12 protein-coding genes are annotated in these 13,537 nt (G+C 63.6%); 9 read left to right on the top strand and 3 right to left on the bottom strand.

Going from position 1 to position 13,537, the window contains the following annotated elements; translation table 11 throughout:
• Positions 1-24 precede the first annotated feature (24 nt).
• A complete protein-coding gene (locus tag D0Y60_RS03265; RefSeq protein WP_117366687.1) occupies positions 25-1,278 on the top strand; it encodes a TCR/Tet family MFS transporter in 1,254 nt (417 codons plus the stop codon).
• 156 nt (positions 1,279-1,434) lie between these two features.
• On the top strand, positions 1,435-2,799 hold the full coding sequence (locus tag D0Y60_RS03260) for an MATE family efflux transporter (protein ID WP_245409074.1): 1,365 nt from the start codon (positions 1,435-1,437) through the stop codon (positions 2,797-2,799).
• Positions 2,800-2,919: 120 nt separating this feature from the next.
• Here D0Y60_RS03260 and carA read toward each other — a convergent pair whose 3' ends face one another.
• A complete protein-coding gene (gene carA, locus D0Y60_RS03255; protein ID WP_117367074.1) occupies positions 2,920-4,128 on the bottom strand; it encodes a glutamine-hydrolyzing carbamoyl-phosphate synthase small subunit in 1,209 nt (402 codons plus the stop codon).
• Between the two features lie 324 nt (positions 4,129-4,452).
• On the opposite strand from carA, the gene D0Y60_RS03250 reads away from it, so the two are divergent.
• Together D0Y60_RS03250 and dnaG are read left to right on the top strand one after the other, a co-directional pair.
• Positions 4,453-4,902 (top strand): GatB/YqeY domain-containing protein, encoded by a 450-nt coding sequence (locus tag D0Y60_RS03250; protein WP_117366685.1) that lies wholly within the window; start codon positions 4,453-4,455, stop codon positions 4,900-4,902.
• Positions 4,903-5,183: 281 nt separating this feature from the next.
• A complete protein-coding gene (dnaG, locus tag D0Y60_RS03245) occupies positions 5,184-7,205 on the top strand; it encodes a DNA primase (RefSeq protein ID WP_117366684.1) in 2,022 nt (673 codons plus the stop codon).
• A 195-nt stretch (positions 7,206-7,400) separates the two neighbouring features.
• Here dnaG and D0Y60_RS03240 read toward each other — a convergent pair whose 3' ends face one another.
• Positions 7,401-7,787 (bottom strand): VOC family protein, encoded by a 387-nt coding sequence (locus tag D0Y60_RS03240; RefSeq protein WP_117366683.1) that lies wholly within the window; start codon positions 7,785-7,787, stop codon positions 7,401-7,403.
• A 134-nt stretch (positions 7,788-7,921) separates the two neighbouring features.
• Here D0Y60_RS03240 and recQ point away from each other — a divergent pair, with 134 nt between their 5' ends.
• Together recQ and D0Y60_RS03230 are read left to right on the top strand one after the other, a co-directional pair.
• Positions 7,922-9,784: a DNA helicase RecQ gene (recQ, locus tag D0Y60_RS03235; protein WP_199564096.1), complete on the top strand. Its 1,863-nt coding sequence runs from the start codon at positions 7,922-7,924 to the stop codon at positions 9,782-9,784.
• 73 nt (positions 9,785-9,857) lie between these two features.
• A complete protein-coding gene (locus D0Y60_RS03230; RefSeq protein WP_199564100.1) occupies positions 9,858-10,331 on the top strand; it encodes a VOC family protein in 474 nt (157 codons plus the stop codon).
• 51 nt (positions 10,332-10,382) lie between these two features.
• Here D0Y60_RS03230 and D0Y60_RS03225 read toward each other — a convergent pair whose 3' ends face one another.
• The gene (locus D0Y60_RS03225) at positions 10,383-11,153 is read right to left on the bottom strand and encodes an SDR family oxidoreductase (protein ID WP_117366681.1); all 771 of its coding nucleotides are present in this window, start codon (positions 11,151-11,153) and stop codon (positions 10,383-10,385) included.
• A 138-nt stretch (positions 11,154-11,291) separates the two neighbouring features.
• On the opposite strand from D0Y60_RS03225, the gene D0Y60_RS03220 reads away from it, so the two are divergent.
• From D0Y60_RS03220 to D0Y60_RS03215, 3 genes are all read left to right on the top strand, one after another.
• On the top strand, positions 11,292-12,020 hold the full coding sequence (locus tag D0Y60_RS03220) for a class I SAM-dependent methyltransferase (RefSeq protein ID WP_117366680.1): 729 nt from the start codon (positions 11,292-11,294) through the stop codon (positions 12,018-12,020).
• A 130-nt stretch (positions 12,021-12,150) separates the two neighbouring features.
• The gene (locus D0Y60_RS24680) at positions 12,151-12,294 is read left to right on the top strand and encodes a hypothetical protein (protein ID WP_158565392.1); all 144 of its coding nucleotides are present in this window, start codon (positions 12,151-12,153) and stop codon (positions 12,292-12,294) included.
• Between the two features lie 34 nt (positions 12,295-12,328).
• On the top strand, positions 12,329-13,519 hold the full coding sequence (locus tag D0Y60_RS03215; protein WP_117366679.1) for a glycine C-acetyltransferase: 1,191 nt from the start codon (positions 12,329-12,331) through the stop codon (positions 13,517-13,519).
• Positions 13,520-13,537: the final 18 nt, after the last annotated feature.

The raw sequence follows: 13,537 nt of genomic DNA, 5'->3' as shown, positions 1-13,537 counted from the left end.
CGCCATTTTTTTCGAGGTCCTCCCATGATCGATGCCAGGTCCACCCGGCGCGGGCTCTTTCTCGTCTTCATGATCATGTTCCTCGACGTGATCGGCATCGCCATTATCATGCCGGTGCTGCCGGCGTATCTGCGCGAACTGACGGGGGACGATCTCAGCCAAGCGGCGATCGACGGCGGCTGGCTGCTATTGGTCTATGCCGGCATGCAATTCCTTTTCGCACCCTTCATCGGCAATCTGTCGGATCGTTTTGGACGACGGCCGGTGCTGCTGGCCTGCGTGCTGACCTTCGCCATCGACAATCTGATCTGCGCTCTGGCGACCAGCTACTGGATGCTGTTCATCGGCCGCATCCTGGCGGGAATCAGCGGCGCGAGTTTTTCGACGGCCGCCGCCTATATTGCGGATATCTCGAACGACGAGACGCGGGCCAAGAACTTCGGCCTGATGGGCATCGCCTTCGGCACGGGCTTCGTCATCGGGCCAGTTATCGGCGGCGTGCTCGGCGAATTCGGCCCGCGCATTCCCTTCTATGGCGCGGCGGCCATCGCCTTTCTCAATTTCGCCGCGGCCTGGATTCTGTTGCCCGAGACCCTCGACGTGAAGAACCGTCGCCGGTTCGAGCTGTCGCGCGCCAATCCGCTCGGCGCGCTCCTGCAGATGCGCAACTATAAAGGCGTGCTCTGGGTCGGCCTCGTCTTCTTCTGCTATAACCTGTCGCATGCGGTGTATCCCTCCGTCTGGCCCTTCGTCGCGGCATTGCGCTATGGCTGGAGCGAGGGGCAGATCGGCCTGTCGCTCGGTGTTTTCGGCATCGGCGGGGCGATCGTCATGGGCTTCGTTCTGCCGCGCGTGGTGCCGAGGCTGGGTGAATACCGCACGGCCGTCATCGGCCTCTGTTTTTCGGTGCTCGGGCTTTCCGGCTACGCCGCCGCCTATCAGGGCTGGATGGTGTATGCGGTCATTATGTTGACGGCGCTCGAGAGCCTCGCCGAGCCGCCGCTCCGATCCATTGCGTCGGCCCGCGTGCCGCCTTCTGCGCAGGGTGAATTGCAGGGCGCGCTGACCAGCGTTTCCAGCATCACGACCATCATCGGGCCGTTGATCTTCACCCAGGCGTTCAGCCATTTCACCGGACCCCAGGCACCCGTCGTTTTCGCTGGCGCGCCCTATGCGCTGGCGGCTGCGATCCTCGTTGTCGGCCTCCTTATCTTCATCACCAGGCTGCGCGGGGCAGGCACCGGTCCGATGGCGAAAATGGCGCCAGAAAGCTCTTGAACGGCTTTGAGCCGTGACATTTCGACGAAATTTTCGAAAAAAGGCGGTCATTTTGGCCGCATTCGCGCATTTTTGATGAAAACATTAATTCTAGTCGATTGATCGCGACCCGAACTTGTGATCGGAAGCGATGCGAAAGTGAGAACTATTATGCACATGGCAACGCATCGCGCGGACAACAGCTGGCGCGCTCATTTCCGGGCGACCTTCGCCTTGGGCGTGCCGTTGATCGGCGCCCAGCTCGCCCAGCTCGGCATACACACGACCGATGTTGTCATCGTCGGCCGCCTTGGCGCCGTTCCTCTCGCGGCCCTTGTGCTGTCCAGCCAGTTCTTCTTCACGCTGTTCATTTTCGGCTCCGGCTTTGCCAATGCCGTCATGCCGATGGTCGCGCAGGCCTATGGGCGTGGCGATCCCGTCGCGGTGCGCCGGGCGGTCCGCATGGGCATGTGGGTTGTGCTCATCTATTCGGCGCTGACGGCGCCGATCTTCTACAATGCGGAAAGCATCCTGCTCTATGCTGGGCAGAAGCCGGAGGTGGCCGCCCTTGCCGGCAGCTATCTGAAGATCGTGCAATGGGGCATGGCGCCCGCGCTGCTGTTCATGACGCTGCGTGGCCTCGTCAGCGCCGTCGGTCGCGCCGGCGTCGTGCTCTATGTCACGATCACCATCCTGTCGATAAATGCCTTCTTCGCTTATGCGCTGGTGCTCGGTCGCTTCGGCTTCCCGGCCCTGGGCGTCCAGGGTGCGGGCATCGTCTCGGTCGCGGTCAATATCCTGAGCTTCCTGCTTCTGACCGCCTATATCCAGTGGCGGCCGGAGATGCGCCGATACGAACTCTTCGTGCGCTTCTGGCGACCGGACTGGCCCGCGTTCCGCGAGGTCGTGCATCTCGGTCTGCCCATCGGCTTCACGATGCTGGCGGAAGTCGGCCTCTTCACTGGCGCCTCGCTGCTGATGGGCAATATCGGTACGCTGGAACTCGCCGCCCACGGCATCGCGCTCCAGCTTGCCTCCATCGCCTTCATGATTCCGCTCGGTCTCGCGCAGGCCGGTACGGTGCGCGTCGGCGTCGCCTATGGCCGCGCTGATCATCTTGCCGTCGTGCGCGCTTCGCTGGCCGTTCTTGCCGTCGCGGTGGTCATTTCCATAAGCGGCGGCGTGCTCTTTGCCAGCATTCCCACAAAGCTTGCGGCGATCTTCCTCGACGAAGCCGGCAAGGATTCGGCGGCAGTTCTCGCCATTGCCGGCCCCTTCGTGGTGATCGCCGGCATCTTCCAGCTGGTCGACGGCCTCCAGGCCATCGCCGCCGGCCTGCTGCGTGGCCTCAAGGATACGCGCATCCCGATGGTCATGGCGCTAATCTCCTATTGGCCGATCGGCTTCTTTTGCGCCTGGTTCTTCGCATTCCCGGCCGGCTTCGGCGGCGTCGGCATCTGGTTCGGCTTCGTCGGCGGCCTCGCCGCAGCGGCGATTCTTTTGAACTGGCGCTTCTATCGGCTGGTGCGGCAGGGTGCCTAATGAGCGTGTAGCCCGGCGCTGCTCTCAAAATGCGGGCATTGGCGGCGCACAAGACTCCTGAAATGAAAAGGCCCCGGTATCTGCCGGGGCCTTTCACGTTTCGATCGCTGTTGGATCCGCTTACGCCCGTTCCGGCAGGGCTTCTTCACCCTTCTTCTCGCGCACCAGATTGATGAAGCGGCGGAAGAGGTAGTGGCTGTCCTGCGGGCCGGGGGAGGCTTCCGGGTGGTGCTGCACGGAGAAGACCGGCTTGCCGACGAGGCGCAGGCCGCAATTCGTGCCGTCGAACAGCGAGACGTGGGTCTCTTCCACGCCTTCTGGAAGCGAGGTCGAGGCGACGGCGAAGCCGTGGTTCATCGAGACGATTTCCACCTTGCCGGTCGTGTGGTCCTTGACCGGGTGGTTTGCGCCATGGTGGCCCTGGTGCATCTTTTCGGTGGTAGCGCCGACGGCGAGGCCGAGCATCTGGTGGCCGAGGCAGATGCCGAAGATCGGCAGGCCGCTTTCGATCAGCTTTTTGATGACAGGGACGGCATATTCGCCGGTTGCGGCGGGGTCCCCCGGGCCGTTTGACAGGAAGACGCCGTCCGGCTTCTGCGCCAGCACGTCTTCGGCGCTGGTGGTTGCCGGCATGACGGTGACCCTGCAGCCGAGGCCGGTGAAGAGGCGCAGGATATTGCGCTTCACGCCGTAGTCGAGCGCGACGATGTGATACTTCACGTCGGTGTCCGCGAGGTCTGCTGTGCCTTCGTTCCAGACCCAGGGCTTTTCGCTCCAGCGCGAGGACTGGCCGGAAGAGGCGACCTTGGCGAGGTCGAGGCCGACGAGGCCGCTCCAGGCCTTCGCCTCGGCCTTCAGCGTCTCGATATCGAAGACGCCGTTCGGGTCATGCGCGATGACGGCGTTCGGTGCGCCGTTTTCGCGGATCCAGGCGGTTAGCGCGCGCGTATCGATGCCGGAAAGACCGATGATGCCGCGGGCCTTCAGCCATTGGTCGAGATGCTTTGCCGAACGGTAGTTCGAGGGATCGGTGATGTCGGCCTTGAAGATCGTGCCGACGGCGCCGTGGCGGGCGGCGGGCGTCAGGTCTTCGATGTCCTCGTCATTGGCGCCGACATTGCCGATATGCGGGAAGGTGAAGGTGACGATCTGGCCGAGATAGGAGGGATCGGTCAGGATTTCCTGGTAGCCCGTCAGCGCCGTGTTGAAGCAGACTTCAGCCGTCACCTTGCCGGTGGCGCCGATGCCCTTGCCTTCGATGACGGTGCCGTCGGCGAGGACGAGCAGGGCGGTCGGCTTTTCAGTGGTCCATGCGGGGGTCGAGGTCATGTTCATCCCGTTTCCGGCACCGGGCGCCGCCGGCTTGAAAGCCGGGGGACCAGGCACCATTTGAGGTCGCAGGCAAAGGCGCGCGGAAACCCGCGTTGGTTCGCCCTGATTGCCAAATTTCGTGCAGGTGCCGGAAAATAGACAAAGCGGATGACGGGGTCAACCGCCGCCTGTGGATTGCGTCGAATTATAAAGTGTTTGGAATCAATCGCTTGCGCAATCCGTTTGCGGATAAGACCTTTGCCGGTCTATGAGCATGCACAAGGAAACGACGACAAGGCTTGGTCGCGCATCCGGCGCCGACCGCCTTTCATGGAGAAAAGAATGCGCGAAATCTTCGCAAACGACCTGAAGGAAGCCCTCAAGGCAAAGGACGCCTGCCGTGTTTCCACGCTGCGCCTGATCCAGGCGACGCTGAAGGACCGCGACATCGCCAACCGCGGCGTGGGCAAGGGCCCGGTCGAGGACGACGAAGTGCTGCAGATCCTCGCCAAGATGATAAAGCAGCGCGAGGAATCCTCGAAAATCTTCGCCGATAACGGCCGCCCGGAGCTTGCCGCCCAGGAGCAGCAGGAAATCGCCGTGATCAAGGGCTTCCTCCCTGAGCAGCTTTCCGACGAGAAGGTGCGGGAGCTGATTTCCGGCGTCATCACCGAGATCGGCGCGCAGGGCCTGCGCGATATGGGAAAGGTCATGGCCGTGCTTAAAGAGCGTTTTCCCGGCCAAATGGATTTCGCCAAGGCCTCCGGCGTGGTCAAGGACCTGTTGAAATAACGGGCAGAGCATATCGATCAGAAAGGGCGGCTTCAGGCCGCCTTTTTTGTTTCGCCAAGCCTTTTCACGGGCGCCAGCCGCAATTGACAGCCCGTCGCTCGCAGGGCGGCGAGCACCCCCTCAGCCCCTTTCCAACATAAGACACGCCGTTGCTTCTATGCGTCTGACATGGGATTCTGACGCCTGGGATTTGACCGTGGGCCTGTGAATTGCTGTGGGTGGGCGACTATCGCTGGCGGCGGGCTCCGGGGATGGTTATATGAACCTCAACCGAGGTATCCATGCGCTTTTCCAACGCCTTCCTAGACGAAATCCGTGACCGCGTGCCCATTTCGGACGTGATCGGCCGGCGCGTGACCTTCGACCGCAAGAAAACCAATGTCTCGCGCGGCGATTACTGGGCCTGCTGCCCATTCCACGGTGAGAAGTCGCCGAGCTTCCACTGCGAGAACCGCAAGGGCCGCTACCATTGTTTTGGTTGCGGCGTTTCCGGCGACCATTTCCGCTTTCTCACCGATCTCGAGGGCCTGTCCTTTCCCGAAGCCGTGCAGCAGATCGCAGATATGGCAGGCGTTGCCATGCCGCAGCCGGACGTGCAGGCCGAGCAGCGCGAGAAGGAGCGCATGGGTCTCGTCGAGGTCATGGAAATGGCGACCCGCTTTTTCGAAGACCAACTCCAGACCCCCGCGGGCGCCAAGGCGCGCGCCTATCTGCGCGACCGCGGCCTGACGGGCCGGACCATCGAGACCTTCCGCCTCGGTTTCGCGACCGACAGCCGCAACGCGCTGAAGGAGCATCTGGCCGGCAAGGGCGTGCCGAAGGAGGCTATCGAAGCCTGCGGCCTTGTCGTGCACGGACCGGAAATCCCGGTGTCCTATGACCGTTTCCGCGACCGCATCATGTTTCCGATCCTATCGATCCGCGAAAAGGTCATAGCGTTTGGCGGCCGCGCCATGTCGCCTGATGCGCCGGCAAAGTATCTGAATTCGAATGAGACGGAGCTCTTCCACAAGGGCAACGTGCTCTATAACCACGCCCGCGCCCGCAAGAGTATGCAAGGTGCGAACCGCGCCGGCAACGCCGCGCAAGACGAAAAAACCGCCGGTACCATTATCGCCGTCGAAGGCTATATGGACGTGATTGCGCTCTATCAGGCCGGCATCGAAAATGCCGTGGCGCCGCTTGGCACGGCGCTCACCGAAAACCAGCTGGACCTGCTCTGGAAGATGACACCGGAACCGGTGCTCTGCTTCGACGGCGATGGCGCCGGCATCCGCGCGGCCAACCGTGCCGCAGATCTTGCGCTGCCGTTCATCAAGCCGGAGCGTACCGTGCGCTTCGCACTGCTGCCCGACGGCAAGGATCCGGACGATCTCGTGCGTCATGAGGGCCGGGCGCCGTTCGACAAAGTGATCGCGAGCGCCCGTCCGCTGGCTGAGATGATCTGGAGCCGCGAGGTGCAGGGCGCGAATTTCGAGACGCCGGAAAGCCGCGCGGCCCTGGAGGCACGGCTGCGCCAGGTGACGGCGGTCATTGCCGACGAGGACGTGCGCCGCCATTACCAGCAGGACATGCGCGACCGGCTGAACACCTTCTTCCGTCCCGTCCAGCGCCAAGGCGGCAATTTTGGCGGCAACGGTGGCGGCGGCTTTTCCGGCAACCGCCAGCCACGCGGTGGCGGGGGCCGGGGTGCCGCGCAGGGACATGCGATGCCGTCGGCCATTTCCGACCGGCTTGCCCGTTCGGCGCTGGTGCGCGGCGCGCAGGAACTGCCCGCCCTTCGCGAAAGCGTGCTCGCACTCACGGTGGTCAATCATCCTGATCTTCTCTTCAGCCACTATGACGAGATCGCCATCATCGAATACGAGAACCGCGACTTGCAGCGCCTCTGGTCGTCGCTGATCGGCATTGCGGGTGCCGTCGGTGCGCGGCTCGACCGCGCCCGGTTGATTGAAGAACTGGAGGCTGCCGGTTTCGACACGCTGCTTAAAGGCCTCGAGCAGCAGGTGCGCAATTCCCGCCTCTGGACGGCAACTGCCGAGGCCGCTTCCGAGGATGCGAACGAAGGCTACCAGCAGGCGCTCGCCCTTCACAAACGCACGCGCGCCCTGCTGTGGCAGCGCCGCGAGCTCGAGCGCGAGTTGGCGCTCGCGACGGAAGAGGGCGACAACGAACGCGTGCCGCAGATCCTTCGTGCCCTGCAGGAGGTGCAGAACGAGACCGTCCGCCTGGAAAGCCAGGAAGCGATCATCGAGGGTTTTGGCGTCATGTCCGGCCGTGTAAAAGGCCCTGCTGCACGCTAGAGCATTCCAGACGAAGTGAACTGTGTCCGGCATCGGACAATGCGGTAGAGACAAATGCTCTCGTGCCGGCAAGGCCTGCCGGTTGGTTCGGCGTATTCGCTTCTTGCCCGCCACCTTCCTGACGTCGCCAAGTGGACGACGCCCGGTCCTCCGACTGTACGCACAACGCAATGTTTCGCGATCCAGCCGCTATGGTCACCCATTGAAGACGATGGCCAGCTTGTTGCCAGAGGGATCGCGAACATAGGCGGAATACCAATCCGGCCCATAGTGGGCGCGCGGGCCGGGCGGGCCTTCGTCCGCACCGCCGTGAGCTAGTGCGGCTGCATGGAATGCATCGACGATGCTCTGCGTGGCGGCCGGGAAGCCTATCATCGTGCCATTTCCGACGCTTGGGGCAGCGCCATCGAAGGGCGTGCAGAGCCACAGAGTGAACCCGTCAGGCCCGCCGTTTTTGGAATAGCTACGCCATCCGGGAAAATTGTCGCGCACAGCCCATCCGATCGTTGCGAGCACCGCATCGTAGAAAATGGCTGTTGCGGCAGCGTCCGAAGCGCCGAGTGTTGCGTAGACATCCGTCATATTTTTTCCTCCACGGCTGCAACTTTATCTTGAAATCAGAACAAATAAAGAACATTCTGCGCGACGCGAAAAGTCGGGGGCAAAGGCTTGCCGATGTGGACGGGCTGGCCAGAATGGAGGAAAACGTGCTGACCATGACCCAGTCCCGATCCTCCATTTCCCTTGCCGCTCTGTTCGATACGGTTGCTGCCACGCCACTCGACGTGTTGAAGCGCGTCTATGGCTATGACGCCTTCCGCGGAAAGCAGCAGGCGGTGGTGGAGCACATCACTGGTGGCGGCGATGCCGTCGTGCTGTTCCCGACGGGCGCCGGAAAGTCGCTGTGCTTCCAAATTCCCGCGCTCTGCCGGCAGGGCGTCGGCATTGTCATCTCACCGCTGATCGCGTTGATGCGCGATCAGGTGGAGGCGCAAAAGCAGCTTGGCGTGCGGGCGGCCGGGCTCAATTCGTCGCTGTCGCGTGAGGAGTTCTTCGCCGTTCGCGACGCCATCCGCGCTGGCGAGCTTGACCTTCTCTATGTGACGCCGGAGCGCATCGTCACGGACGGTTTTGCCGAACTCGTAGCGGATGCCAAGGTCGCGCTCTTCGCCATCGACGAGGCCCATTGCGTCTCGCAATGGGGGCATGACTTCCGGCCGGAATACCGGGCGCTCGGCATGCTCGGCGAGCGCTATCCCGGCGTGCCGCGCATCGCGCTGACGGCGACGGCCGATCCGCACACGCGCGACGACATCATCGAGCGGCTTGGACTTGGAGATGCGCAGGTCTTCACGACGAGCTTCGACCGGCCGAACATTTCCTACGACATCGCCGAGCGCGACCAGCCGCGCCAGCAGCTTCTGCGCTTCCTGTCGAAGCACGAGGGCGAGAGCGGCATCGTCTATTGCCTGTCGCGCGCCAAGGTGGAGGACACCGCCGAGTGGCTGAACACGCAAGGGGTGCGGGCGCTGCCCTACCATGCAGGTTTCGACCGGGCGGTGCGCGATGCCAATCAGGATGCCTTCCTGAAGGAGGAGAACCTCTGCCTCGTCGCCACCGTTGCCTTCGGTATGGGCATCGACAAGCCGGATGTGCGCTATGTCGCCCATCTCGACCTGCCGGGTTCGGTCGAGGCCTATTACCAGGAGACCGGCCGCGCGGGGCGTGACGGCTTGCCGTCGGAGGTCTGGATGGCCTACGGCATGGCCGATGTCGTGCAGCGGCGGCGGATGATCGACGAGGGCAATGCGGCCGAGGATGTCAAGCGCATCGAGCGCGGCAAGCTCGCGGCGCTGCTCGCGATCTGCGAGACGGCGGGCTGCCGCCGCAAGGCGATCCTGGCGCATTTCGGCGAGGCACATGCCGGCGGGTGCGGCAATTGCGATACCTGCCGCAATCCGGTCGAGACCTGGGACGGCACCGAGGCGGCGATCAAGGCGCTGGCCGCTGTCTATCGCACCGGCGAGCGGTTCGGCGCTGGCCATGTCATCGACGTGCTGACGGGGGTCGAAAACGAGAAGACACAGCGCTTCGGCCACACGGAAATGCCCGTTTTCGGTGCCGGCAAGGATATCGCACCGCGTATCTGGCAATCGATCTTCCGGCAATTGCTGGCCATGGGCCTTGTTAGCGTCGACCATTCGGCCTTCGGCGCGCTGAAACTGGAGGAGGAGGCGCGCGCCGTCTTCCGCCGCGAGCGGGAGGTGCTGTTCCGCAAGGACCGGCCGCAGAGCGGGCGCAAGCCGAAGGCCGGCAATTCTCCTGCGGCGCGCGAGCGCTCCAACCTGTCGGGCTCCGACCGCGAGCTGTTCGAGCTGCTGCGCGCCGAGCGGCTTGCCATCGCCAAGGACCTCGACGTGCCGCCCTATGTCGTCTTCCCGGACACGACGCTGATTGCGCTCGCCAGGGAGCGTCCGAGCGACCTGGAGGAGCTGCTGGATATTCCTGGTATCGGCGTGTCAAAACGCGACCGCTTCGGCGAAGCCTTCCTCGCCGTGATCGAGGAATTTGCGGGATAGGCGGATTTTTCGCGGGGCATGTCGGAACGTTCCGGCCCCGTGCGTCCTTGAGCATGCTCACATGGAGGACGTCCTGATGAAAGTCACGCAGCATCTCTGGTTCGCGAAGGATATGGAAGCGGCGATCGGTTTCTATACCTCGCTCGTTCCCGGCTCCTCGGTGCATTGGGTCTCCAGCCTTCCGGCGGAAACGCCGAGCGGACCGCCCGGCAGTGTCAGGATCGCGAGTTTCACGCTCGGCGACCAGCGCTATATGGCCATCGAGGCCGGGCCGCTCGATCCGTTCAACCACAGCTTTTCCATCATGGTGGAATGCGAGACGCAGGGCGATCTCGACCGGCTCTGGGAGGCGTTGAAGGAGGGCGGTTCGGTGGAGCAATGCGGCTGGCTGCGGGATCGCTGGGGCCTGTCCTGGCAGATAGCTCCGACGCGGCTCGGCGAGTTGATGAGCGACCCCGATCAGGACAAGGTCAAGCGCGTCACCGAGGCGATGCTGAAGATGGTCAAGCTGGATATCGCGCCGCTGGAGGCCGCAGCCGCGGGGTAGGCGTTGCCAGCCGAAGTGGGTTCGCTTCGGCGTCGAGCAAGCTTTCGGCAGTTACATCCTGACGGTCATGCCGCCATCCACCACGAGCACATGCCCATTGACGAAGGAGGCGGCGTCGCTGGCGAGAAACAGGGCAGCACCCGCGATCTCGTCGGGGCGGGCCCAGCGCTGAACGGGGATGCGCTGGCGCACGAAGGGCATGAGGTCGTCGTTGGCGGCCATAACGGCATTGGTCTCCGTTGCGAACCAGCCGGGCGCGATGGCGTTGCTGGTGATGCCGTGCGGGGCGTATTCGACGGCCATGCTGCGCATCAAGCCGGTGAGGCCGTGTTTGGCGGCGGGATAGACGCCGTCGTTCGGCATGGCGACATGCCCGCCGATGGAGGTGATGGTGATGAGGCGGCCGTGGCCGTTGCGCTTCATCAGCGCCGCGGCATCGCGCGACAGGCTGACGCCAGCGGAGAGATCGGTGCGGACCAACTCGTCTATCGCCGCATCGTCCATATCGGCCAGCGAACGGCGGTCACGCGCGCCGACATTGTTGACCAGCACATCGAGCCGTCCGTTGTTGTCCTCTATTTCGGCAAGCGTCGCGCGCTGGGCGGCGCGGTCGGCGATGTCGAAGGCGGCAAACGAGGCGCTGCCGCCGGCTGCCGTGATTTTTGCCACGGCCTGCTCGAGCGTCGCGCGCGTGCGGCCCGTCACGACGACATGAGCGCCGGCCTCCGCGAGACCTTTGGCGATCTCGAAACCAAGGCCGCGTCCGCCGCCGGTCACCAGCGCCACGCGGCCCTTCTGGGAAAACCTGTCGAATATCGTCATCGCGTGCATCCTTTCGCGGTACCACCCGATAGCGGCGGGGCGTTTCTGTCAACCCCGCGGAGTGGCCTGCCAGAAAGCGCGGCTTTGCCTATGGGCGAAACGGGGATATGTCGAGGCGTGAAAGAAAGGACGTATGCGATGGCCCAGAATATCTACGACCAGCCCGCCTTCTTCGAGGGTTACAGCAGCCTTCCCCGGTCCGTGCAGGGCCTTGCCGGTGCGGCGGAATGGGAATCGGTGCGGGCCCTGCTGCCGGATTTGAAAGGCAGGCGCGTCGTCGATCTTGGCTGCGGCTTCGGGTGGTTCGCGCGATATGCGGCGGATGAAGGCGCGGCCAGCGTGCTTGGCCTCGATCTCTCGGAAAACATGATCGCGCGGGCCAAAGCCGAAACGCAATCGCCGGCCGTACGGTACGAGATTGCCGATCTCGACCATCTAAAGCTGCCGGCGGGTGGTTTCGATTTCGCCTATTCCTCGCTCGCTTTCCACTATATCGCGGATTTCGACCGGCTGGTTCGCACCATTCATGCCGCCATCGTGCCCGGCGCGTCCTTCGTCTTCACCATCGAGCACCCGCTCTACATGGCGCCGTCGCAGCCCGACTGGGCCGAGATCGGCGGGCGCACGGTCTGGCCGGTGGACGGCTATCTGGTCGAGGGGCCGCGCACGACGGACTGGCTCGCCAAGGGCGTCGTCAAGTATCATCGCACGCTCGGCACGACGCTGAATGCGCTGATCGCGGCCGGTTTTGCGATCCGTCATGTCGAGGAATGGCGGCCGAGCGAAGCGCAGCTTGCCGAGCATCCGGAATGGCAGATCGAGCTCAACCGCCCGATGTTTCTGCTGATCGCCTGCGAGCGGAGCTGAAAGTTTGGAAAGGCAGGTGGCGACCCTTTACGCCGGCTTCTGGCGCGCTAGAACTATGATCGTGGAGCCATTCGCCGGCATTACGATCTAAAAAAACAGGCCGGCGTCAATCGGAAGGGGAGCCGAGCCCATGCATCGACCGAAACTGCCGCTCGATGGCGCGTGCCGCTGCGGGCGGGTGAACGTCCGCATCGACGCGCCGCCGCCCGTCACCATGATCCTTCATTGCACCGGCTGCCAGCACATGTCCGGCAGCGCCGCGCACGCGGCTTGAGCCTCCCGCCCTTCCGCCTTTCCGGAGTATCGCCATGACCACGGCCTTCATCGCCCATCTGCAATCCGAAATCGACGGCCTGAAATCATCAGGCCTCTACAAGTCCGAGCGCGTCATCACCTCCAAGCAGGCCGGCGAGATCGCCGTCGCCTCGGGCGAGCGCGTGCTGAATTTCTGCGCCAACAACTATCTCGGCCTCGCCGACAGTGCGGAGTTGACCGAAGCCGGCAAGGCGGCGCTGGAGCGTTACGGCTACGGCATGGCCTCCGTGCGCTTCATCTGCGGCACGCAGGAAGAACACAAGCAGCTTGAGGCGCGCATCTCATCCTTCCTCGGACTGGAGGATACGATCCTCTACTCGTCCTGCTTCGATGCCAATGGCGGCCTCTTCGAGACGCTGCTGGGCGAGGAGGATGCCATCATCTCCGATGCGCTCAACCATGCCTCGATCATCGACGGCGTCAGGCTCTCCAAGGCGAAGCGCTTCCGCTATGCCAACAACGACATGGCGGCGCTGGAGGAGGAGTTGAAGAAGGCCGAGGGGTCGCGCTTCAAGATGATCGCGACCGACGGCGTCTTTTCTATGGACGGCATCATCGCCAATCTCGGCGGCGTCTGCGATCTTGCGGAAAAATACGGCGCGATGGTCATGGTGGACGACAGCCATGCCGTCGGCTTCGTCGGCAAGCATGGGCGCGGCTCGGCCGAACATTGCGGCGTCGAGGGCCGTGTCGACATCATCACCGGCACGCTCGGCAAGGCGCTCGGCGGCGCCTCGGGCGGCTATACGTCCGGCAGGCGCGAGGTGGTCGAATGGCTGCGCCAGCGCTCACGGCCCTATCTGTTCTCCAACACGCTCGCTCCAGTCATCGCGGCCGCCTCGCTTAAGGTTTTCGATCTCATCGACAACGGCGATGCGTTGCGCCGGCGCCTCTATGCCAATGCCGATCTGTTCCGCAGCGAGATGACGAAGCTTGGCTTCACACTGGCGGGGGAGGGCCATCCGATCATCCCCGTCATGTTGGGCGATGCCGCGCTCGCGCAGGAAATGGCGAGCCGCATGCTGGCCAGGGGCGTCTATGTCATCGGCTTTTCCTTCCCCGTCGTGCCGCGCGGCCAGGCGCGGATCCGCACCCAGATGTCGGCGGCGCACAGCGAGGCGGATGTTCGCAAAGCAATTCAGGTCTTTGCTGAAGTCGGACGTGAACTGGGCGTGATTGCCTGAGTCTTCTGAATCCCTTGC

It is taken from the genome of Shinella sp. WSJ-2 (genome assembly GCF_003432075.1).
GTDB lineage: Bacteria > Pseudomonadota > Alphaproteobacteria > Rhizobiales > Rhizobiaceae > Shinella.
The sequence above is the reverse complement of the archived record's forward strand: the minus strand, read 5'-3'. Positions and strand labels throughout refer to the sequence as shown.